The sequence below is a fragment of the Paenibacillus taihuensis genome (assembly GCF_003386535.1).
GTDB lineage: Bacteria > Bacillota > Bacilli > Paenibacillales > Paenibacillaceae > Paenibacillus_Z > Paenibacillus_Z taihuensis.
Map to the genome: position 1 here is coordinate 1 of NZ_QTTN01000017.1, position 22705 is coordinate 22705.

General features: G+C 52.5%; 20 protein-coding genes. 14 read left to right on the top strand and 6 right to left on the bottom strand.

Translation table 11 applies throughout. From position 1 onward, the window contains the following. Positions 1-303 precede the first annotated feature (303 nt). Genes A8990_RS15140 through A8990_RS15165 form a run of 6 tightly spaced genes read left to right on the top strand, consistent with a single transcriptional unit; the run spans position 304 to position 8281 of the window. Positions 304-1725 carry an ABC transporter substrate-binding protein gene (locus A8990_RS15140; protein WP_116189885.1) on the top strand — a complete coding sequence of 474 codons (1422 nt, stop codon included), beginning with the start codon at positions 304-306 and terminating at the stop codon, positions 1723-1725. Next, positions 1722-2684: a carbohydrate ABC transporter permease gene (locus A8990_RS15145; protein ID WP_116189886.1), complete on the top strand. Its 963-nt coding sequence runs from the start codon at positions 1722-1724 to the stop codon at positions 2682-2684. The genes A8990_RS15140 and A8990_RS15145 overlap by 4 nt, the downstream gene beginning before the upstream one ends. A gap of 25 nt (positions 2685-2709) precedes the next feature. Further along, entirely contained in the window at positions 2710-3600 is an 891-nt protein-coding gene (locus A8990_RS15150) for a carbohydrate ABC transporter permease (RefSeq protein WP_116189887.1), read from the top strand. A 49-nt stretch (positions 3601-3649) separates the two neighbouring features. After that, positions 3650-6430 carry an alpha-mannosidase gene (locus A8990_RS15155; protein ID WP_116189888.1) on the top strand — a complete coding sequence of 927 codons (2781 nt, stop codon included), beginning with the start codon at positions 3650-3652 and terminating at the stop codon, positions 6428-6430. A gap of 32 nt (positions 6431-6462) precedes the next feature. Beyond that, entirely contained in the window at positions 6463-7476 is a 1014-nt protein-coding gene (locus A8990_RS15160) for a Gfo/Idh/MocA family protein (protein ID WP_116189889.1), read from the top strand. Positions 7477-7495: 19 nt separating this feature from the next. Continuing rightward, positions 7496-8281 (top strand): phytanoyl-CoA dioxygenase family protein, encoded by a 786-nt coding sequence (locus tag A8990_RS15165; protein ID WP_116189890.1) that lies wholly within the window; start codon positions 7496-7498, stop codon positions 8279-8281. Between the two features lie 364 nt (positions 8282-8645). Here the strand turns inward: A8990_RS15165 and A8990_RS15170 are convergent, their stop codons facing one another. Continuing rightward, a complete protein-coding gene (locus tag A8990_RS15170; RefSeq protein ID WP_116189891.1) occupies positions 8646-9110 on the bottom strand; it encodes a hypothetical protein in 465 nt (154 codons plus the stop codon). An 84-nt stretch (positions 9111-9194) separates the two neighbouring features. Between A8990_RS15170 and A8990_RS15175 the strand changes: the two genes are divergently transcribed. Continuing rightward, entirely contained in the window at positions 9195-9581 is a 387-nt protein-coding gene (locus tag A8990_RS15175; RefSeq protein ID WP_116189892.1) for a DUF423 domain-containing protein, read from the top strand. On the opposite strand, the gene A8990_RS15180 is transcribed toward A8990_RS15175, so the two are convergent. Next, positions 9572-11575: a methyl-accepting chemotaxis protein gene (locus A8990_RS15180; protein ID WP_116189893.1), complete on the bottom strand. Its 2004-nt coding sequence runs from the start codon at positions 11573-11575 to the stop codon at positions 9572-9574. The genes A8990_RS15175 and A8990_RS15180 overlap by 10 nt on opposite strands. 174 nt (positions 11576-11749) lie before the next feature. Next, on the bottom strand, positions 11750-12250 hold the full coding sequence (locus A8990_RS15185) for a hypothetical protein (RefSeq protein ID WP_116189894.1): 501 nt from the start codon (positions 12248-12250) through the stop codon (positions 11750-11752). Positions 12251-12458: 208 nt separating this feature from the next. On the opposite strand from A8990_RS15185, the gene A8990_RS15190 reads away from it, so the two are divergent. Beyond that, complete coding sequence (locus tag A8990_RS15190) at positions 12459-12764, top strand: YunC family protein (protein ID WP_116189895.1); 306 nt, start codon at positions 12459-12461, stop codon at positions 12762-12764. 83 nt (positions 12765-12847) lie between these two features. On the opposite strand, the gene mtnA is transcribed toward A8990_RS15190, so the two are convergent. Together mtnA and mtnK are read right to left on the bottom strand one after the other, a co-directional pair. After that, positions 12848-13921 carry an S-methyl-5-thioribose-1-phosphate isomerase gene (gene mtnA / locus A8990_RS15195; RefSeq protein WP_116189896.1) on the bottom strand — a complete coding sequence of 358 codons (1074 nt, stop codon included), beginning with the start codon at positions 13919-13921 and terminating at the stop codon, positions 12848-12850. Between the two features lie 24 nt (positions 13922-13945). Beyond that, complete coding sequence (gene mtnK, locus A8990_RS15200) at positions 13946-15166, bottom strand: S-methyl-5-thioribose kinase (RefSeq protein WP_116189897.1); 1221 nt, start codon at positions 15164-15166, stop codon at positions 13946-13948. A 153-nt stretch (positions 15167-15319) separates the two neighbouring features. On the opposite strand from mtnK, the gene A8990_RS15205 reads away from it, so the two are divergent. The 6 genes from A8990_RS15205 to sufB all read left to right on the top strand — a co-directional run bounded on the left by A8990_RS15205 (position 15320) and on the right by sufB (position 21301). Next, complete coding sequence (locus tag A8990_RS15205) at positions 15320-15907, top strand: DUF1802 family protein (RefSeq protein ID WP_116189898.1); 588 nt, start codon at positions 15320-15322, stop codon at positions 15905-15907. Between the two features lie 216 nt (positions 15908-16123). Continuing rightward, positions 16124-16903, top strand: a complete 780-nt coding sequence (sufC, locus tag A8990_RS15210) for a Fe-S cluster assembly ATPase SufC (protein ID WP_116189899.1) — start codon at positions 16124-16126, stop codon at positions 16901-16903. 20 nt (positions 16904-16923) lie between these two features. Next, entirely contained in the window at positions 16924-18231 is a 1308-nt protein-coding gene (sufD, locus tag A8990_RS15215) for a Fe-S cluster assembly protein SufD (protein WP_116189900.1), read from the top strand. Further along, entirely contained in the window at positions 18228-19454 is a 1227-nt protein-coding gene (locus A8990_RS15220; protein ID WP_116189901.1) for a cysteine desulfurase, read from the top strand. The genes sufD and A8990_RS15220 overlap by 4 nt, the downstream gene beginning before the upstream one ends. Beyond that, on the top strand, positions 19441-19869 hold the full coding sequence (gene sufU / locus A8990_RS15225) for a Fe-S cluster assembly sulfur transfer protein SufU (protein ID WP_116189902.1): 429 nt from the start codon (positions 19441-19443) through the stop codon (positions 19867-19869). Before A8990_RS15220 ends, sufU begins: the two co-directional genes overlap by 14 nt. A 34-nt stretch (positions 19870-19903) precedes the next feature. Then, the gene (gene sufB, locus A8990_RS15230; RefSeq protein ID WP_116189903.1) at positions 19904-21301 is read left to right on the top strand and encodes a Fe-S cluster assembly protein SufB; all 1398 of its coding nucleotides are present in this window, start codon (positions 19904-19906) and stop codon (positions 21299-21301) included. A 273-nt stretch (positions 21302-21574) separates the two neighbouring features. Here the strand turns inward: sufB and A8990_RS15235 are convergent, their stop codons facing one another. Beyond that, complete coding sequence (locus tag A8990_RS15235) at positions 21575-22630, bottom strand: HD-GYP domain-containing protein (protein ID WP_116189904.1); 1056 nt, start codon at positions 22628-22630, stop codon at positions 21575-21577. Positions 22631-22705 lie beyond the last annotated feature (75 nt).

A 22705-nucleotide genomic window follows, 5' to 3' on the forward strand; every position in this document is an offset into this window, starting at 1 on the left:
CTTTTTCACGCAAAAAAGGAGCAGGCTATCTTTCGATAACCTGCTCCTTTGCATAGATATTTGGTTCAACACCTTAACTTAATGACATTGACCTTGCGAGAGGTTCTTTTTTTGTTTCCGCTCATTCGACAAAAGCAGTCATTGACAGTAAATAGATTCTCGAAGTATTATGACGACATATCATATAATACAATTATATACTGGAGGTGCCTGGGGCGATCGGTCATCGTCATTGCGTGCTAGCTGTGAAAATAATGTGCAAGCGATAACGGGTTATTTTCAAGATGAGAGGAGCATGGGTCAATGAAGGGGAGAAAGTGGTTTTCATCGATCTTATCAATCATCGTGGTGCTGACACTCGTACTTACGGCTTGTTCCAACAACAGCAAGAATGACAGCGATTCCAATAATCAGGCGGCTTCGAATAATAAAGCAACGAACAGTACCTCTTCAGATACGAATACATCTGCCACGACGAACGACAGTACGGATGATGGCAGCAGCAATACATCGGATAAGCCGGCGAGCGAGCCGTTCGAGCTGACGGTATGGAGCCACAATGTGGCGAATGCGATGCCTGAAGCGAACGATGCGACCGCGAACAAAATTTACGACTTCATCCAGAAGAAGATGGAAGAGAAGTTCCCGGGCATCACGATCAAATATATCGATAAGGGCTGGGCGGATACGCTTCGCCAAGCCATCATGGTATCCGTTATGGGCGGCAATCCGCCGGACGTAGCAGACGGGGAAGACTTTATTCCAGAGTTTGCACGGATCGGCGCACTGCTTGAAGTGCCTGAGGACGTAGCATCGCAGCTGGCGCCAGGGCCGATGAAAGCAGCGATGCATGACGGCAAACCTTATGCGGTTGCTCAAATGACTGGCGTATTCAGCCTGATCTATAACAAGGACGTCATGTCCAAAGTCGGCCTTGATCCGAACACGCCGCCGAAGACATGGGATGAATGGCTCGACATGTCGAAGAAAGCGACGGCCAACGGCAAGGGACAATACTACGGCACGATCGTGCAAAATATGGGCCTTGGCGGCGCGTTCCGCCTAGCGCCGTTCATGCGCCAAGTCGGCGGCGACTTCACAACGCCAGACTGGTCGCAAGTGACGTTCGATTCTCCTGAGAACGTGAAAGCACTCACCTTCCTCCGCGATCTCGCAAAAACATCGCCTCCAGGCTCCACTTCGATGACGGACGAAGGTCAATTCTTCAACCTGCTCAACAGCGGCAAAGTTGCTTTTGCCGTGAATGGTCCTTGGCATATCGCATGGGGCAAAGCGAACGGCTGCGTCAACTGCGGTTTCGCGCCGCTGCCAGTGCCCGAAGCGGGCAAAACAGGCAACGTTATCGTAGGCAACACGCTGTTCTATGCGCTCAAGCAATCCAAGCATCCTGAGGCGGCAGTCGAGTTCCTCAAAATCATTGCAAGCCAGGAATACCAAGAGATGGAAGCTAACGCGACAGGCCGTCTGCCTGCGAACATGGAAGCAGGGAAGAACGTGGATCTGCTTAAGACATACCCTGAACTGCAAGTGTTCGACGATATCGTAGCGAACGAGCAAAGCTCGCCGCTGCCGGTTTACGCGAAGAACGGCCCGCAAATTTGGGAGGCGTGGTACAAGGCGCAGGATATTACGCTGACAACGGATAAGCCGATCGAGGATGCATTGAAGGAAGCTCAGAAAACAGCAGAGGAACAGCTGAAATGAGTACGGTCGCAGATAAGAAAGAGGCTCCCCGGGCACAGCTCGGGGAGGCTTCCCTCCAATTGTCCCTCAAGCAGCGCATCATACCGTTCTATAACCGTCACCGCGACGGTTTTGTCGGGTACTCGCTGCTCGCGCCGATGTTCGTCTTTTTTGCTGTTTTCTCGCTTTTTCCATTGCTGTTCGTGATTTATTTATCGTTTACAGAGTGGAATGGCGTGCTCGGCTGGCCCAAATGGATTGGCTTAGACAACTTCCACCGCTTCTTCACGACCGGCGATTACATGCTGACGCTGCTTCATGCAGGCATGTACGGATTGCTTATCCTTGCTGGGTGTATGTTCATCGGCTTCTTCGTGGCGATTTTGCTCAATCAGAAGGTGTCGGGCGTGGGCATCTATCGGACCCTCTGGTATTTGCCTGTGCTTGTCTCATTCGCGGTTGTCGCTCAAATTGCCAATGCGCTGCTCGATCCGGTAACCGGCCTTGTCCGGAAAGTCATGGAACGGTTCGGAATGGAGCCGATAATTTTCCAGCAAAGCGTGTTCTGGATGACCTTCTGGCTCATTATCATCTCGATCTGGAAAGGGATTGGCGGTACCGTCATCATCTATTTGGCTGGTCTGCAAGGCATTGACACGACGCTCTATGAAGCAGCCAAGGTCGATGGCGCAACGCGTTTCAAAATCCTGCTCTACGTCACGCTCCCGTCGCTTCGCCCGATTACGATGTACATCGCCATAATGGGCATCATCGGCAGCTTCCAGATCTTCGAGCCGGTTCAGCTCCTGACGCGCGGCGGTCCGCAGGGGCATACGAATATTATTTTGCACCGGATTTATCAGGATGCTTTCCAGTCCTTCAATATGGGGATGGCGAGCGCATCGTCCGTCATGGTGCTGATCTTCACGTTCGTGCTCACGATGATTCAATACCGCATTTCGCAGCGTAACCAAACTTAAGGGCGAGGGAGGAACGCATAAGGAAATGGTTAACCATCGAAGCAAGCTCGAGTCATTGGCCATCTATCTGCTGCTCATAGTTGGTAGCGTCGTCATGTTCTATCCGTTTCTGTTCCAAGTGCTCGCTTCTTTCGGCTCTAATATTGATTACTACAATACGGTCATCATTCCGATTCCAACGGAGCTTCATCTCGACCGGTATTTGAGCCTTATTCACAATCCGCTTATCTATCATTACTTGATTAATACGCTTATCCGCTGTGTCTATTATATCGTTGTCACCTGCTTCGTTGCTCTTATTGCCTCTTACGTCTTTACGAAGCTGCGGTTCAAGGGGCGCGATACCGTATTTATTATCTTCCTCACTTCGATGATGGTGCCGGGGCAAGTGACGCTTATTCCGACTTACCTGCTGTTCGCACGGTTTCCGTTCATGGGCGGCAACGATTGGATGGGGCAAGGCGGACATGGCATGATCGACACTTGGGGCGCACTGCTCCTCGGCAGCGGTATCGTCAACGTTGCGGCTATCTTTCTTGTGAAGCAAACGATGGAATCTATTCCATTCGAATATGAAGAAGCGGCCCGCATTGATGGCGCCGGCGTGTTCCGGACGATATTCGGCATCTACCTTCCGATGACGCGCGCCGTCCTTGCGGTTATCGTCATTACGACGTTCATTGCGATCTGGAACGACTACTTGTGGCCGCTCGTTGCGATCAACAGCCCGGGCATTCAGGTTATCAATACGGGCGTAACGAATCTGCTCTCCACGATGATGTCGAGCGGGCAAGTACCGATGTATCCGGATTTCTTCGCACTTACCGCTATCGTGATGCTGCCGCCGATTGTCGTCTACCTGCTGCTGCAGCGCAACTTCATTCAAGGCTATGCGATGGCTGGCGTTAAAGGTTAAAGCTTAAAGGTTAATTCCACTGGCTAGAGAAAGGGATGAACGCTTGCACATGACCACGACAAATCAACCATCGATCAAAAAGGTCTACGTCGTCTCGCATACGCATTGGGATCGTGAATGGTACCAGGATTATCAAGGCTTTCGGACGCGGCTAGTTTATATGATCGACGAGCTGCTGGATACGATGGAGGCGAATCCGGACTATCGGTATTTTCTGATGGACGGTCAGACAATCGTAATCGACGACTACCTCGAAATTCGCCCGGAGCGGCGGGAACTGCTTGCGAGGTTCATCAGGGAAGGCCGCATCGGGATCGGGCCCTGGTATGTGATGCCTGATGAGTTCCTCGTCAGCGGAGAGTCGATCATCCGTAACTTCCAAGCGGGCTTCCGCCAATCGCGCAGCTTCGGCGTGGAGCCGGTCAAATCAGGCTATGTCACCGACATATTCGGGCATAATAGCCAATTTCCGCAGATTCTGCGCGGGTTCGGCATCGATAATGCCGTGCTGTTCCGCGGGTTCCACGGCGACGGCGATCGCGCGGAGATCGAATGGGAAGGAGCCGACGGCAGCCGCGTGCTTGCGCTCAAGCTCGATGAAGACCGTTCCTATGGCGACTTCTATTTCTTCCTCCGGTGGCCGTTCGTCGACCGGGATTTCAGCTATGACGAAGGCGAGCTGATCAGCCGGGCGAAAGGGATGCTCAAGTATAAGCAGCAGCGGGCGACGACCGATGTGATGCTCGGTATGGATGGCGTCGATCATATTGAAATCGAGCCGAAGCTGCCTTGGATGCTGGAAAAGCTTAATGATGCGGAAGCGCTCGGAGGCGTGGAGTTCGTTCATGCCACATTGGAGCAATATCTGGAAGTGCTGCGCGAGAAAGTGGAAGATTTGCAGGTGTACAAAGGAGAGCAGCGCTCCCCAGGTTATAACGGCATCAATAACTGGGTGCTCGTAAACGTGCTGTCTTCGCGCATTCATCTGAAGCAGCACAATCAGAATTGCGAACGGCTGCTGGAGAAGTGGGCGGAGCCTTGGGCCGTGTTTGCTTCATGGGTCGGACGGGCATATCCGCGCACCTTCCTTGACCGGGCATGGAATTTCTTGCTGCAGAACCATCCGCATGATTCCATCTGCGGCTGTTCGATCGATCAAGTGCATCAAGATATGATCTATCGCTTCGATCAGAGCCGGCTTATTGCGCAGCAGATGCTGCATGAGCAGCTGCAATATTTTGCGAATCATATTGATCCAAGCAGCGTTGATGGGGATGGCGCTAACCTGGTTGTTATCTATAATCCGGTGCAGGAAGCAGTGGACGGCGTCATTGTAGTGGAAGCGCTGCTGCCTCATGACAGTGCGGGCGGGTTAAAATCGATCGTTCTTGGCGGCAGCTTCCTGCAGCTGAAGGATGCGAGCGGTCAGTTGGCAGATTGCCAGGTGGTCGATTTGAAGCGGGGCAGCGCGAACCGGTTCCGCAAATATCGCGACATCCCAGGCGCTGAGATGGTTGATCGGATGCAGCTTGCTTTTCACGGGAAAGTTCCTTCGTTTGGCTATGCGGCGTACACGCTTGAAAAGGTTGTTATTCCGGCACCGGCACACGGTGATTACGGCATGAGGGAGCTTGTCCAGCCAAGGCGGCTGCTTGGCACGATGAAGCAAGCGATCGCTACATGGGACAATGGGCGAATTCGTGTCGCGGTTCAGTCTAACGGCACGATCGTTGTGACCGATCTGCAAACAGGCAGAGCCTATCCGGATTTGCTGCTGTTCGAGGATGAAGCGGACATCGGCGAAGGGTGGAACTATGTCGCTCCGCCAGTTAATCCGATCTTCAATTCAGCGGGCTGCCGGGCGGATATTTCCACGGTCGCGGATGGTCCGCTGCTCAGCATCGCCTGCGTCGAGTTGACGTTGAACGTGCCGAAGGGCATCTCGCACGACGACACGCGCCGCCTTGATGAGAAGGTGGGACTGACGATTCGAACCCATCTCGAGCTGCGCAAGGATGACCCGGTGCTGCGCTGCCGTACGGTCATTAACAATACGGCACGCAACCATCGGCTGAAGCTGCTGTTCAAGACTGGATTGCAGACCGAGCAGTACTATGCGAGCACGCCGTTCGATATCGTGGAACGTTCGACGAAGCTGCCTAACTATTCCGAGCACCTGGAGACATCGCCTGGCGATGCGCCTTATAACGGGTTTGTCGCGCTGCGCGACTCGGAAGCGGGATTGGCGCTTTACACGAAAGGGCTGTATGAGATGTCGTTGAAACAGGATGACACTCGTACTGTTGCACTGACGCTGTTCCGCAGCACGAACAAGGAAGTGCTGAGCGACGGCGGCGACGGCGGGCAGCTGCTGCGCGAGCTGACCTTCGAGTATGCCATTCGCCCGTTTGCGGCAGCGAGCACGCCGCTGGCTGCGCTGTGGGGCGAACGCGAGCAGTTCGCCGCTGGCCTGCAGAGCGTCTCGCAGCGCAAGGATGACGTGCGCTACGAGACGCTGCAGCAGCGCAGCCGGGATTTGCCCGCCGTCCATTCGTTCATGCAGGTGGACAATGCGGCGATCCGCGTCAGTGCGCTGCTGCAGGCGGAGCAGGAGGAAGACGGCTATGTCCTGCGCGTCTTCAATGCATCCGAGCAGCCGGAAGCAGCCGTTGTCTCGTTCGATCGGCCGGCGCGGCTTGCGGAAGCGGTGACGCTCGATCATCAGCTGGATCAGCAGCAGGATGGCAAGGCGGTGCAGCTGCTTGGCGGGAAGGCGCATATCAGCCTCGCACCGAAGCAGATTCAAACGATCCGGCTGTCATTCGATTAGCTAGAAGCTAGAGATAGGAGGAAAGAGCGAACATGAGTATTGCAGGAGGCAAAGTGAGATGGGGCATTCTCGGCTGCGCGAACATCGCCGTGAATGAGATTATTCCGGCGATATTGGCCGCCTCGTCGGCAGAGGTTGTCGCCGTCGCGAGCCGTGAAATCGGCAAAGCGAAGGCGGTGGCGGACCGTTTCGGCATCGCGAAAGCCTATGGCAGCTACGAGCAGCTGCTGCAGGATGAGTCGATCGATGCCGTCTACATTCCGCTGCCGAATCATATGCATTGCGAATGGACGATCAAGGCGGCGCAGCACGGGAAGCATGTGCTGTGCGAGAAGCCCTTCGCGATGAACGCCGAGCAAGCGCAGCGGATGGTCGACGCCTGCCGCGAGCATGGCGTGAAGCTCGCCGAAGCGTTCATGTACCGCTATCACCCGCGGTATGCGATGATCCGGGACATCATTCAGTCCGGAGAAATCGGGGAGCTGCGCGGGGTTCAGGTCGCCTTCTCGTTCCAAATTTACGAGGTTGGCGCAGCGAACAACATTCGGATGGATGGCGCTCTTGGCGGTGGCGGTTTGTATGATGTCGGCTGCTATACGGTCAGCGGTGCGCGTCTTGTCACTGGCTTGGAGCCGGAAGCCGCAACGGTGCAGGCTCTTTATGCAAGCGAGGATCATGCAGTAGACATGATGGCATCCGGGCTGATGGAGTTCCCGAACGCAGTCGGGTTGTCGTTCCAATGCGGCATGTGGGCGGAATTTCGCAATACGCTGCAAATTGCCGGATCGCATGGACGCATTGACATCCCCGAAGCGTTCGTGCCGACGCCCGGAGGAGCGAATTTCCGCGTGCTGACGAAGGGTGAGCTGCGGGAAGTCGCCGTTCCTGCCGTCAATGCCTATGAGCAGCAGATGGAGCAGTTTTCGCGCCAAATATTGGAGGATCGCCCGCTGCTCTTCGCGCCGGAAGACGCAGTTCAGACGATGAAGGTGCTCGATGCCTGCCGATTGTCAGCCGTGAGTCGGCAGCGCATTGTCATAAACTAGAGTTAGGAGAGATGCTTCAATGCTTAACCCAGTAGTTGCACCAGGCGTACTTACAGACACGGACCGATTTATTTTTGAATCATGGGGTTATCTCGTTATTCCGGACGTGCTGAGCGCAGAAGAAGTACAGGAATGTTTGGAAGCTTCGAAACGGATTCACGCTGCTGCAGGAACAGAAGGGTTTGGTCAAGTTGGCCGAGGCTATGAAACAGAGCCCGCGCTGGAGAAACTGATGGATCATCCGGCGGTGCTGCCGAAAATAAGAGGCATCTATGGCGACCGCTTTATTATGCAATCTGGCTGGAATACGAAGCAGCCTGCCTTCGGAGGCGTGGGCGGTTGGCATCAAGACGGCTCCGGCGCGTATGACTTCAAGAAACTGAGCCACCATATTCCGCTTATTCAGCTTCGGGCGTCGTTCCTGCTGACCGATCAGACGAAGCCGAGAATGGGCAATATGGAGCTCATTCCGGGCAGCCATCGCGCGCAAGTGCCGATGCCTGACTCGATTCGCAAGGAGAAGGGCGATATCTCGATCGGTCATGTCATCTGTGCCAAAGCAGGCGACGTCCTGGTGTTCCACAACGCGGTATGGCACCGGACATATGCACATGACGGAGATTACGACCGCTACACGATGCACTATATTTACAGTCCGCCGTGGGTAAGACCATCGGATCGTCTGCAGAACTCGCAGGCGTTCCTCGATCAGACGACGCCGCTGCGCCGCGCGCTGATGGGCGAGTTCCATCGTCCGGACGCGCCGTATGGCGTCAGCTACGAGCCGCCTCCTTTCGAGAGCTAAGACGAGGGCGTCGCAAGAGAGGTACCCAGTACCCCACATTGGCGAAATAAGCCGCAAATTTGCGCAAGAGGGGGTAGTAGCTTGATTGAATAACTGTATATATCCAGTTATTCAAGTGTGATTGAGGCGTTTCGACCGAAATAACCGGATTTATCCAGTTATTTCGGCCGTTTCCGCTCTCAAACCTCGATATTGACCGAAATAAATGGATATTTCCATTTATTCATGGGCGACGGAGCTGAATCGACTCTAATAAATGGATATTTTCATCTATTTGTAGCCATTCGATAGCCATGCGATCTGCCATAAACAAAAAGTGCCTGGAAGTTGGAACTGACGCCAACCTCCAAGGCACTTTTGCTTTTTATTGCGAGCCGCCTAGCATAATACCGATAAAGAACAAGCCGATAAAGGCGACCGGTATAATTCCATTCAAGATGATGCCGAGAATCGAGAACGCCTTCCGTTTATTCCGCGACGCGACGCCGACAATGCCGAGAATAAGTCCGACGAGACCGACGATTCCCGACAGGATGATAAGCAGCCCGCCAAGCACGACTGGCGCAAATTCCTCAAGATCTTGTTCATGAGCTTCAATTCTCTGCCCAAAAGTGTTGATGTCGGGAAAGTTGTGGTTCATAATAAATGATGTTATAACTGCTATGGCGACGATGAAGCCGATCATGCTAATGAGTCCTAGAATAAATGACGCTATGCCAAGCTTGGATTGGGTCTTGACCGGCATAGGGCCTGGAGCCTCCCCGAAAGCGGGCGGCGCCGGATTGTAACGATCCGGTGCGTAATGCTGTTCATTGTCATGTTCATTCATTTGAAAGGTATCTCCTTTATCAATCGTTTGCTATCGTTCCAAGCATACTACTTTCACCTAGGAATCGGAAAGGAAGGAGAACACATGTTTAATAAATATGGCGCTTATGGAGCCATTCATGCGCTTCTCGCTGTCGTGCTCGGCGCATTCGCCGCACATGCCTTGAAAGACCGGCTGACCGCCGAAATGCTGAACGTATTCGAAACCGGCGTACGCTACCATATGTACCACGGCATTGGGCTTCTGCTCATCGCGCTCGCATCCGACAGGGGTGGTCAACAGCGCGGCATTCGCTGGGCTGCCCGGCTGATGCATCTGGGCATCTTCTTGTTCTCGGGCAGCTTGTATGCACTTAGCTTGTCTGGCGTTAAACCGCTGGGAATTATTACACCGTTTGGCGGCCTTGCTTTTATTGTGGCGTGGGCTATGGCAGCTTATGCAATTTGGAAAGCGAAGAGCAATCAGGAATAGCGGGCGACCGCTGTGCCCAGCTCTTGAATTTGCTTGTTCAATTCGCTCATGACAGAGGTGATTCGGCTCACGGAGGCTGCTCTAGCTTCCGCGATGCCGGTTACCTCTTTCGTTAATTGCGCCGCATTGCGCGATACCGTTTCGGTCTGCTCCACCATCGCAGCCATCTCTTGGCTCCCGGCTGTCATCTCTTCCGTTGCCGCGGCTACTTCCTGCAGCTTCACGCTCATCGAAGCGATGGAGTCGGCGATGCGAGAGAAGGCATGCTCGGCAGTCTGCACGAGCTGCGTGCCCTCGCTAACCTCGATATGCCCCTGCTGAATGTGAGTGACAGCATCCTCGATCTGTTCGCGAATCGTTGTCACGCGCTCCTGCACCTGACCGGCTGCTTCACCCGCCTGCATCGCCAGCTTCCGCACCTCGTCCGCTACGACTGCAAAGCCTTTCCCATGCTCGCCGGCACGCGAAGCTTCAATGTTCGCATTGAGTGCGAGAATGTTCGTCTGCGACGCGATCTTGCCGATCCATTCGGCAATTTCAACGATCGATTCCGAGTGCTGCTCCAGCTGCTGCATATCGATCACGACCTGCTGCACGGAGCTGCTCGCCTGGTTCATTTGCACGACGGCGTTGTTGATGCTCATGCGTCCATCCTCGGCGAAGCCGGTCGATTCTGTCGCGCTGTTCGAGACCGAGATCGTGCGCTCATAGATTTGCTGAATGCCGTCCGCGATGCTAGACATCGCTTTGGTGCCGCTTGCCGCGCCGATGAGCTGGGCTTCAGCGCCTTCAGTCATCATGTGCATATGATCGACGATTTGTCCGATGCCCGCTTTCGTATCTTCGGTCTCGTCCGACAACACGCCTGCTGTCGCGGAAGCCGAGGAGGACGTCGTCTCGATGCCGCGTACAATGCCATGCAGATCGGAAACCGTCGTTTGCAGTGTTCCGGTGATAAAGCCGATCTCATCACGTCGTTTCAATTCGCCTGTCGGCGCTCCAGCCGACAATCGGCCCTCGGCAACTTGCCTCAGGTAGGTATGAATCCGCTTGAGCGGCGAAATAATCCGCAGCTCGATGAAATACCCAATAATTGCAATGAGAATGAGCGCGGCTGCGCCTGCTTGCAGACTCAGCTTCTTCAGACCGGAGGCCACTTCCGAGCTGACGCGCAGCTCTCTTGCTACGGACATAACGCCGACTGGCTTGCCTGCAAAATCGGTCACCGGCAACATTTTCACGCTATACGAATGGTTATCCTGCTTAACCGTTGAAATGACCGGCTGCCCAGGTGCCCCGGCTTTGATCTGCTCGGCATAGAGGTTCTCTGCTGTAGAAGCTTCTTTGACTCCGGCCTTGTCTGCATCGATCCAGCCGGTTTCGCCGAGCTTCGAGTAGAACGATACGTCCACGCCAACAGTGCTGGCAATGGTCGACAAGGCGTCTGCATTCAGGAGACGGCCAAAGACGAGGACGCCAGGGGAGGAGAGCTTGTTCTCTTCATCTGTTATTTTGGATACGGCAATGAAGGCTAGTCCCTTGCTCGTCACGAGCAGGCCGGAGAAGTCTCCATCTGCCTTCGCTTTCTGCACGATGCCAAGTTTATTGATATTCGGTACCATGAAGTCTTGAACGTCGCCGCTCTGCAGCACGACATTGCCGTCATAGCCAGCCGTAACGGTAAAATCCAAATTCGGAATAATGTTGACAGCGCCGGCTACATTATCCGTGATCCATTCCAGATCATGCGTGAGAAACGCGGTACGGAAATCTCCCCAGTGGGAGTTGGTAACGGTTACATCCATCACATGAGAAGAGAGAATGGAGAGCATGCCTTCTACGGACGCGGCTGATTCGTCGGTAGCGCCGCGGTCCATGACCTCGAGCTTGGATGTGATGGAATCGTAGTAGTAGAGGCCTATCCCGGTGATTGGCGCCAGCAGGAGTACAGCGATGAGAACAATAATTTGTGATCGAATGGAAAAAGAACGCATAGTGAAGAAGTCTCCTTTAATCGCTAAATAAAAATGGAAATCACCTAAACTCTTCCACTATTGTGACAGCAGTCGACATGATTATCAATACTCATGACGAAAGTCCTTCCTTTCTGAAAAAAAGAAAAAGCTGAGCGCGCTTCTATACCAGAAGGGCCCAGCTTCATAATCAAACTATACAAACTCTTCAATCTCGTAAACGGTGAACGTATAAACCTGTTTTTCGTCGACGTGGTAGACGGTCATCATTTGTGAGGATTCATCAAGGTTAATGATGCGGCAAGGAATGCTTAGCTTCTTGCCGAAGCCCTTATTCACGGTCAATCGAATTAACTTCTTCTCTGCAATACAAGCTTTGATCCGATCCGTAACGAAGGTCAGGTTGGAGTCGGGAGCCGTTTCTTTATTCTTAGTTGCAGCAGGAGGTGCGGCAGCGGGTTCAGCTTTCTGAACTGCTTTCGCTGGTTTAACGTCCTTTGGCTTGCTTGCTTCCAGTGTTTCGATCAGGCGGCCGAGCTCCATGCCGGATTTAATGCGGAAGTCCGCAAATCCAGCTTGATTCAGCACACGAAGCAGCTTCTCCATTGCGATTGCGTTGGTGTCACCTTGTACGAGAATGTCAACATTGAATAAATATGCTGATGCATGCTTCTGAGGTTTATCTGATTGATTCATTGTGCCACTCCATGACGTCATAAAGTAGTTTAACTATATCATTATCGATGGAATTATTGTAGTATCCGAATTTGACTATTTGCCTCAAAAAGCATTCGCGTTGGTCAGGCTGACGCCAACACTCACCAGCAGGCTCAAGCATATAGTGAATAGGAAATTGTAACTTTGAGCCAAAGCCAGCGCGGGCGGGTAGAAGGAGGTGGTTCGGATGATGCGGATGGTTCCAATTGTACTCGCAGACAATACAACGGTTCTTGGCGTAGAAGTGCTTCTGCCCAAAACGACTTTGCTTGCGGTGACGACGGATAAAGGCTACATTATGTGCGGCGCTTTAGATGTATCGCTTCTTAATGAACGATTGAAGGATAGAGGCATCATTGCAGGGCGTGCAGTCGGCGTCAGAACGCTGGATGAGCTGATGGCGGCGCCGCTGGAGTCGGTGACAGGCGCAGCGGAAGCGCTCGGTATTAAGCCGGGGATGAAAGGCGCGGACGCACTGCTTCTTATGGTATAAATGAATGTCTGACATAAAAAGGGCCGCCTCGGGCAGCAACGTAAGCTTGCGCCAGGCGACCCTTATTTATTGCAGGAAGCGAATTAGCCGTTAATTTCGAACAGCTTCTTCAAATTCACGTCATACGGAGGCTTCACGATGCCTTTCTCCGTAATGATGGCAGTTACATAATCATTCGGTGTCACGTCGAATGCCGGATTAAACACTTTGACGCCTACAGGAGCCGTACGCTTGCCGAAGCCTTCTGTAATCTCTTCCGCATGGCGCTCTTCGATCGGAATTTCAGCGCCGCTGGGCGTATTCAGATCGATCGTCGATAGCGGACAAGCGACATAGAACGGAATGCCGTGCGCTTTGGCAAGAACAGCTACGCTGTATGTGCCGATCTTGTTCGCAACGTCGCCGTTTGCAGCAACGCGGTCTGTGCCGACGATAACGGCGTCAACCCAGCCTTTGCTCATCACCATGCCGGCCATGTTATCGCAGATCAGCGTCACGTCAACGCCTGCTTGCTGCAGCTCGAACGCCGTCAATCTTGCGCCTTGCAGAACGGGACGAGTCTCGTCCGCGAAGACGCGAAGCTTGATGCCTTGCTCCAGAGCGAGATAGAACGGAGCGAGCGCCGTGCCGTACTTCGCTGTCGCGAGGCCGCCGGCGTTGCAGTGCGTAAGCACGCCCATGCCGTCTTGGAACAGCGTAAGCGCATGCTCGCCGATGAGGCGGTTCGTTTCTTCGTCTTCGCTTTGGATCGTGATCGCTTCTTGCAGGAGCGCTTCCTTGCATGCAGCGAGATCGCTGCCGCCAGCGGCAAGTGCTTCTGCGCGAGCGGTCATCCGATCAAGCGCCCAGAACAGGTTCACCGCTGTCGGGCGGGACGTTGCAAGATGCGCAGCAGCTTCCTTCACGGCTGCCATCCATGCGTTTCGGTCGCTAGCATCACGGCTGCCGAGTACGACGCCGTATGCGGCTGCGATGCCGATTGCAGGAGCTCCGCGCACTTTCAGATGGCGGATGGCTTCCCATACATCCTGCGCGTTCACAAGCGGAAGATAGACGATCTCTTCCGGCAGCAGGCGTTGATCGAGGAGATCCAGTTGCTCGCCTGCCCAAATAACAGATTGCAAGCCTTTATAGCTCGTTGATTCTGTAGTAGTCATTGCTTACAGTTCATTCCTTTCTCGTTAAACCTTTACTGCGGCTGTTGCCGAAAGCGCGGTATCGATAAGCTGATCGATTGAAGTCGCCTTGCGTCCTTGTTTGATTAGGTCTTTGCCGATGCTGAGCGCCAGACGCTGCGCGCGCTCGCGCGCTGCTGCATCTTCAATCTTGTCAATGTCGGCAACGTGGGCAAGACCGACGATGCGGCGTACCATTTTGCAGCCTGCATAGCCGAACGTGTCTTGCAGCAAGCGCTGCATGTAGTTTGCTTTGTAGCCAGGAGCAGCTGCTGCAAGGCGGTCAACGCCATGCGCATCCCACAGGGTAAGGAATTTGCTGTGGAACTGCGTCCATACGTCTTTCACCGTTTCCAGCAGGTAAGCACGGAATGCTTCACGCTCGTTCTCGTCACTGTCGCGTCCTTCACGTGCCGCATAGTTCAGCAGCAGGTTGGCGATGACCGCACCGATGTCGAAGCCGATTGGGCCGAAGTAAGCGAACTCTGGATCGATAACCTTCGTCGATTCCGGAGTAATGAATATGCTGCCGGTGTGCAAGTCGCCGTGGAGCAGCGCCTGCGATTGTGTCAGGAACTTCTCGCGAAGCAAAGCCACTTCGAAGTGAAGCTCGCCGTCGTTCCAGAGCGCTTCCGCTTCATCGCGGATAGCAAGCTCGAAGTTATTCGTATCTGCATCTGTGTACGGATGGTCGAAGATGAGATCCTCCGTAATTTTGCAAAGCTCAGGGTTGATGAAGCCTGCCATGCGCAGCTTCTTCTCCTGTTGATTATGTCCAAGATCTGAGGTGTAAAATAGCGTCTGCGCCAGGAAGGTGGAAATGTGATCCGCAAACAGCGGGTAACGTCCGCCACTAATCAATCCCTGTCTCATGATGATATGATCGCTGAGATCTTCCATGACCGTAAGCGCAAGCTCCTTGTCGTACAGATATACGTTTGGAACAAGTCCTGGAGCAAGCTTGCCTTCAAGGATGAGCGCTTCGCTCTCGATACGAGCGCGGTCAAGCGTGAGCGGCCAAGATTCGCCGACGACCTTAGCGTAAGGAAGCGCCTGCTTCATAATAATGCTGCTGCCTGCAGCCGGATCGGAAATATGGAACACCAAATTCAAGTTGCCATCGCCGATTTCGCGGCATTTCAGCTCAGCGCCTGGGGCAAAAATGCCATCAAGCGTACGAGCGATTTCGATCGCTTCTGCTTCGTTTAACGGATGATACGTAGTCATCTATAGAACACCTCCGGGTCGTTGTAATTCTTCGAGCAAGACTGCCATTTGAAGGCTGATCCGCAAATATGTATAGTATAGCGAATTTTTTCGCTTTCGAACACCTAGATTTGCTATAATGAATGTTATTGCGATGAAACGGAGGGAAAATAAGTGAATAACGGATTCGATCAAGAGCAGCCGGTCGCGCTCAAGGAGTGGGCGGTCGCGGTGAAGGCATTGACCGAAGGGAAACAAATTATCGTTCTACGCAAAGGCGGCATTGCCGAAGAAACGCGTGATTTTCAGCTGAGAGCACCACGCTTCTATCTACTGCCTGCTTATGAGCATCAACGGCCTGAGCTGCTGAAGGAGCCGTTCCAGGACGATGTGCGGGAGCTTATGGCGGCATGGCAGCCGAATGCAACTACGATCGAGATTAACGCTGTAGCAGAAGCGGTGGACGACATCGAAATTTTCGATCAAGAGACGCTCCGGCTTCTCGAGGATTTCCACATTTGGACGGATTCCTTCGCAGAAGAGAGGCTCAAATGGAAGAAGACCAAACCGCTGCATATGCTGCTGCTACGGGTGAGCAAGCTCGAGCAGCCTATTGTGCTGCCGATGCAGGACCATTTTAACGGATGCAAATCTTGGGTGAATCTAGGAAATGCGTTCGAGGGCGTGGAAGCGCATCCTGTCTTGAGCGATAAGGAATTTAATGAACGCGCAGACTTGATTCGCAGCAAGATTGGGCGGTAAGCGGTACAAGCAGAGCGTGAATGAGGGCGCAGGCTCATTGATTTCAATTGAAAACTATACTAATATATAATTGAGAATCACTGAGAATCAATTTAGAATAATTATAAAAGAGGAATTGTTTCAAAAAGTGCATTTGGGGAGCTCCGTCAGTCTGACGGGATTCAATAGTGCAGGGCAGAGACATTCGTCGTAAACATCTGGAGGGAGCAGTTTACCATGGCAACACATTTTAAAATCGATGGCCTTAGAGCGGCCATTGACGGCAAAGAAATTTTGAAGGGTCTTAGCCTTGAAATTAAAGGCGGTGAAGTTCACGCAATTATGGGACCGAACGGTACTGGCAAGAGTACACTCGCGTCTTCGCTTATGGGCCATCCTAAATATGAAGTAACGGACGGCGAAGTTGTGCTGAACGGTGAAGACGTATTGGAGATGGCTGTTGACGAGCGCGCTCGCGCAGGCCTGTTCCTTGCGATGCAATATCCAAGCGAAATCAGCGGCGTAACGAACTCCGACTTCCTGCGCAGCGCGATTAACGCTCGCCGTGAAGAAGGCAAAGAAATTTCGCTGATCAAATTCATCCGCCAAATGGAAGGCAAGATGAAAGAGCTTGAGATGAACCCTGAGTTCGCGCACCGTTACTTGAACGAAGGCTTCTCCGGCGGCGAGAAGAAGCGTAACGAAATTCTTCAAATGATGATGCTGGATCCATCCATCGTTATTCTTGACGAGATCGACTCCGGTCTTGATATCGATGCCCTGAAAATCGTAGCGAACGGCGTTAACGCAATGCGCTCCGAGGACCGCGGCTTCTTGATCATTACTCACTACCAGCGTTTGCTTGACTACATTAAACCAGACTTCGTTCACGTTATGATGCAAGGCCGTATCGTGAAATCGGGCGGACCAGAGCTTGCAGAGCGTCTGGAAAGCGAAGGCTACGACTGGGTCAAAGAAGAACTTGGTATCGTAGACGAAACAGTCGGACAGGTTTAATCGGAGGAGGAGCAAGCGAAATGAGTACACAATTATCGGCTCCGGTTAACCGCCAGACAGTTTCTGCTTTATCGCAAAGCAAAGGCGAGCCGGCATGGCTTGAAGAAGTAAGAACGAAGGGCGCCGAGCTGGCAGAAACGCTGGAATGGCCGACCCCGGAGAAAGTCCGCATCAGCCGCTGGAACTTGACGGCGATCGGCAATCATAAAGCAGAAGCTGCGATTGCAGCTGTAGACGAACTTCCTGAAACTGTCCGCGAGCTTGCGGGCCAAGATCAGGCTGGACTTGTTGTACAGCGCAACTCCGCGAGCGTGCTTCGCAAACTATCCCCTGAGCTTGCAGCGAAGGGCGTCATCTTCACTGACCTGGAGACGGCTGCTCGCGAGCACAGCGACCTCGTGAAACAGTATCTGTTCAGCGCGGTACCTCAGGATGAGAATAAATTGACGGCTCTCCACTCCGCGATTTGGAATGGCGGCGTGTTCCTATACGTACCAAAGAATGTGGAAGTTGAATTGCCGCTCCAAGCGCTGTTCATCAGCGACGACGCAACGGCCGCATTCGCTCCACGCGTTCTGCTCGTTGCAGACAATCACAGCCGTGTTACTTACGTTGACAACGTTGTGAGCAGCTATGGCGAAGCTTCGGCTCCAATTACGAAGCAGACAATCATTGAAGTTATCGTGAAGCCAGGCGCGCATGTACGTTATGCAACAGTTCACAATATGTCGGAGAACTTGGTTGACCTGACGATCCGCCGTGCAGTTGTTGAGAACGACGGCCGCATCGAATGGATAATCGGCGACTTGCATGACGGTCACACGCTGTCCGATACGCAATCGCTGATGAAAGGCAACGGCTCGAGCTCGGATGCGAAAGTCATCAGCATCGGTTCAGGCGCTCAGCAAATGAGCCTGACAACAGGCGCGGTTCATTTCGGACGAAGCACAGAGAGCAACATGGTTACTCGTGCCGTCATGAAAGAGCAAGCGACCGCGATCATCAACGGTATTACGAAGATCGAGAAGGGCGCTACGAAGGCAGGCGGATTCCAGACTGAGAAGGTTCTCATGCTGAGTCCGAAAGCGCGCGGCGACGCGAATCCGATACTTCTTATCGATGAAGATGATGTTAAAGCCGGACACGCAGCAAGCGTCGGTCAAGTGAACCCGGAACAAGTCTACTACCTCATGTCCCGCGGTATTTCGAGAGCGGAAGCGGAGCGTTTAATTATTTATGGTTTCTTGGCCCCAGTCGTTTCGGAAATTCCGGTAGATGCGGTCAGAGAACAGCTCCAGCGTCTGCTGGAAAGGAAGCTGGAAGGATGAACGTACAAGCGATCAGAGAGCAATTTCCGATCCTTCATCAATCGGTAAATGGGCATCCGCTCGTTTATTTGGACAGCGCGGCGACTTCACAGAAGCCGCGTTCCGTCATTGATGCCGTGAGCCGCTATTATGAGCATGACAATGCGAATGTGCACCGCGGCGTTCACACGCTCGGTTCGCGCGCAACGGATGCATATGAAGGCGCACGGGAGAAAGTAGCGAAGTTTCTGAATGCGGCAAGCCCGCAGGAAATTATTTTCACGCGCGGCACAACGACGGCGCTTAACCTGGTCGCTTCGAGCTATGCGAGAGCGAACTGCGGTGAAGGCGATGAGATCGTCATTACGCAGATGGAGCATCACTCTAACTTTATCCCTTGGCAGCAAGTTGCGAAAGCAACGGGCGCGAAGCTTAAATTTATCCCTCTTGAGCAAGACGGTTCCATTAAGCTCGAGAACGTGGAAGCGACCATTACGGAGCGTACGAAAGTCGTTTCGGTCATGTACGTGTCCAACGTGCTCGGCGTCGTTAATCCGATCAAAGAAATTACCGAAATCGCTCACCGCAACGGCGCTATCATGGTTGTCGACGGCGCACAAAGCACGCCGCACATGAAAGTGGACGTTCGCGATCTCGATTGCGACTTCTACGCTTTCTCCGGACACAAAATGTGCGCTCCTACGGGAATCGGCGCATTATTCGGCAAGAAGGCGCTGCTTGAAGCGATGGAGCCGATCGAGTTCGGCGGCGAGATGATCGATTTCGTTGATTTATACGATTCGACTTGGAAAGAGCTGCCGTGGAAATTCGAAGGCGGCACGCCGATCATTGCCGGCGCAGTCGGTCTTGGCGCAGCTATCGACTTTTTGAACGAAGTCGGACTAGATGCGATTGAACAGCACGAGCACAAGCTTGCTGCTTACGCCTACGATCGTTTGAGCACCATTGACGGCATTTCGATCTTCGGGCCGAAACAGAACCGTGCAGGTCTTGTAACGTTCAACTTGAACGACGTTCACCCGCATGACGTTGCGACAGTGCTCGATACGAAGGGCATCGCTGTTCGTGCAGGCCATCACTGCTGCCAGCCATTAATGCGCTACTTGAATGTTTCTTCGACGGCAAGAGCAAGCTTTTATCTATACAATACCGAAGAGGACGTTGACAGACTTGTCGATGGCCTTCTGCAAACAAAGGAGTTCTTCGGTCATGGAATTGGATGATTTGTACCGCCGCGTCATTATGGATCATTACAAAAACCCGCGTAACCGCGGAACGTTGGATGAGGAATCGGTAACGGTCAACCTCAATAACCCGACCTGCGGCGATCGCATCAGCCTTCAGCTTCAACTGGAAGGCGGCATCGTCAAGGAAGCGAAATTTACCGGCGAAGGCTGCTCGATCAGCATGTCTTCGGCATCGATGATGACCGAAGCGGTTAAGGGCAAGACGACGGAAGAAGCGCTTGAGCTTGCGGAACGTTTCTCCACCTTCATCAAAGGCGAGCCTGCTGAGTTTGACGAGCTCGAGGATATCGAAGCACTGTCAGGCGTAAGCAAGTTCCCGGCCCGGATCAAATGCGCAACACTTTCCTGGAACGCACTGCGTAAAGGAATCGAACATCAGAATCAACAATAACGCGGGCAGCCGCGTATGATAGGAGGCTTTCTCAATGGCAAAGCAAATGCCTGATTTAGAAGAATATAAGTATGGCTTTCGCGATGAGCACAAGGCGATTTTCGAATCCGGTAAAGGTCTGACGCCTGAGATTGTTCGTACAATCTCGGAAATTAAAGGCGAGCCGGAATGGATGCTGGAATTCCGTCTGAAAGCGCTGGAGCAATTCAACAAGATGCCAATGCCGAAGTGGGGCGGCAACATGGATGATCTGGATTTCGATGACATCCAGTACTATGTTCGTCCTTCCGAGAAGCAAGGTAAGACTTGGGAAGAGGTTCCGACAGAAATTAAAGAAACGTTCGACAAGCTTGGCATTCCTGAAGCGGAACAGAAGTTCCTTGCAGGTGTATCCGCTCAATACGAATCCGAAGTTGTATACCACAGCATGCAAGAGGATCTCGAGAAGCAAGGCGTTATCTTCACGGATACGGACACTGCGCTTCGCGAATATCCAGAGCTGTTCAAGCAATATTTCGGAACGATCATCCCGCCGGCGGACAACAAGTTCGCAGCATTGAACAGCGCGGTATGGTCCGGCGGCAGCTTCATCTACGTGCCAAAAGGCGTGAAGTGTGAAATCCCGCTGCAAGCGTACTTCCGGATCAACTCCGAGAACATGGGCCAATTCGAGCGTACACTGATTATTGCGGACGAAGACAGCTTCGTTCACTATGTAGAAGGCTGTACAGCTCCAATCTATAGCACGAACTCGCTCCACAGCGCGGTCGTTGAAATTCTCGTGTTGAAGAACGCACGCTGCCGTTATACAACAATCCAGAACTGGGCGCCGAACATCTATAACCTCGTTACAAAACGTGCGGTTGCGGATGAGAACGCGACTATGGAATGGGTTGACGGCAACATCGGCTCCAAGCTGACAATGAAGTATCCAGCAGTTGTGCTTAGAGGCCGCGGCGCGAAAGGTATGGTTCTTTCGATTGCAGTAGCGGGCAAAGGCCAACACCAAGATGCAGGGGCGAAAATGACGCACCTGGCGCCGGATACAACTTCGACAATCGTATCGAAGTCGATCAGTAAGCACGGCGGTAAAGTCACATACCGCGGCTTGGCATCGTTCGGCCGTAACTCCGAAGGCTCCAAAGCGAACATCAAGTGCGACACGCTCATTCTTGATAACGAGTCGACGTCGGACACCATTCCGTACAACGAAATCATGAATGACAACATTACGCTTGAGCACGAAGCGACGGTTTCCAAAGTTTCCGAGGATCAACTCTTCTACCTGATGAGCCGCGGTTTGACAGAAGCAGAAGCGACGCAAATGATCGTAATGGGCTTCATCGAGCCGTTCACGAAAGAGCTGCCGATGGAATATGCGGTTGAGATGAACCGTTTGATTAAATTCGAAATGGAAGGGTCGATCGGTTAAACTGGACCCACTCCACGTGTCGTATGTTCTTTCGATCGCTGTTGTACTCGGATTCCTTGAATTAACTGAACAATGTTGGAATCCGAGTACAAAGGCGCAAATGATTTAGCGTTGGTTAAACCACGCAAATCATTTCGCCTAGGCGACCGCTACGCTTCTCCAGAATCATACGACCCGTTCCGTTCTCGTTTTATCAATCGGTTGTTGTAGAAAAGAAAAAAACTCCGAACCACGCTGACTGGTCAGCTTGTGGTTCGGAGTTTTTTGTGTTGATTACATCATGATATGTTTCACTTCGAGATCGCGCTCGATGGATAGATCGATGAAATGATCTTCAACGCGTATAAGAGGGCGGAAGTATTCAGTTGGATGTGTCATAATGATGATTCCTGTCTCGCCTGTGACAAGCTCGACTTGTTTGCCGATGAAATTCGGGATCATATGCTTGATGAACGTATGCGCTGTATGCGGGTCTAGCTCATTGAAGCTCATTCGGTGAAGCTCCCTTAGAACAATGAGCAAGTCGCGTTTCTTCTGGTAGACACGGGAAGAGATCATAGCGCTGTATACATCACAGACAGCAACGATTTTGGACACGGGATGAAGTTCATCGCCTGCCACCTGGTTAGGGTAACCGGTTCCATCCATGCGTTCGTGATGCTGCAGCGCAACCGTTGCGGCTATGGATTCACCGAACGATTCGGTAATGATTTGGTGTCCATATACCGTATGCATCTTAATTTCTTTGAATTCTTCATCGGACAGCTTGGCCGGCTTGTTCAGAATATCGTCGGTAATCTGACATTTGCCAATATCGTGCAGAAACCCGGCTTGTCCAATCTTCAGTGACTCCTGCTCATCATATCCAAGCCAACCCGCCAAGTAGTAAGCCAGCATTCCGACCTGTACGGAGTGTTGATAGGTATAGTCGTCATGAGTATTAAGCAATAGCAGCATCGACACGACATCACGTTCCAGCTTGAACGTATTCACTAACGGCTGGAATGTTTGATTGACGTCTTCCTGGTCAATTTTGCCATTCTGTGCAGCTTCCATAAAAAGCTGCTCGCAGCCATTGACAGCATCCTGGTAGATCGGTTTCACGGTCGGCAGCCACTTCGGACTAAGACCGCTTTCAATTGTTCGAATCGTAACTTCTTGTATAATCCTTGAGTTAACTTCAACATAATCGATATGATGTTGAATCAGCATCGAAATCTCTCTCATTTGCAAGCCCGTGCCCTTGGAAAGCACGTGAAGCCCGTAGGAGTTGAAAATGTCGTTACTCAGGATGTCTCCCTCTTTAAGCTCTGTCACATGAATTCTCATAGTCCACCTCGGATGACACACCAAATATGAAGGAATTAATAAGACCATGGTAGCAATAAAATGGAAAATTGGCAA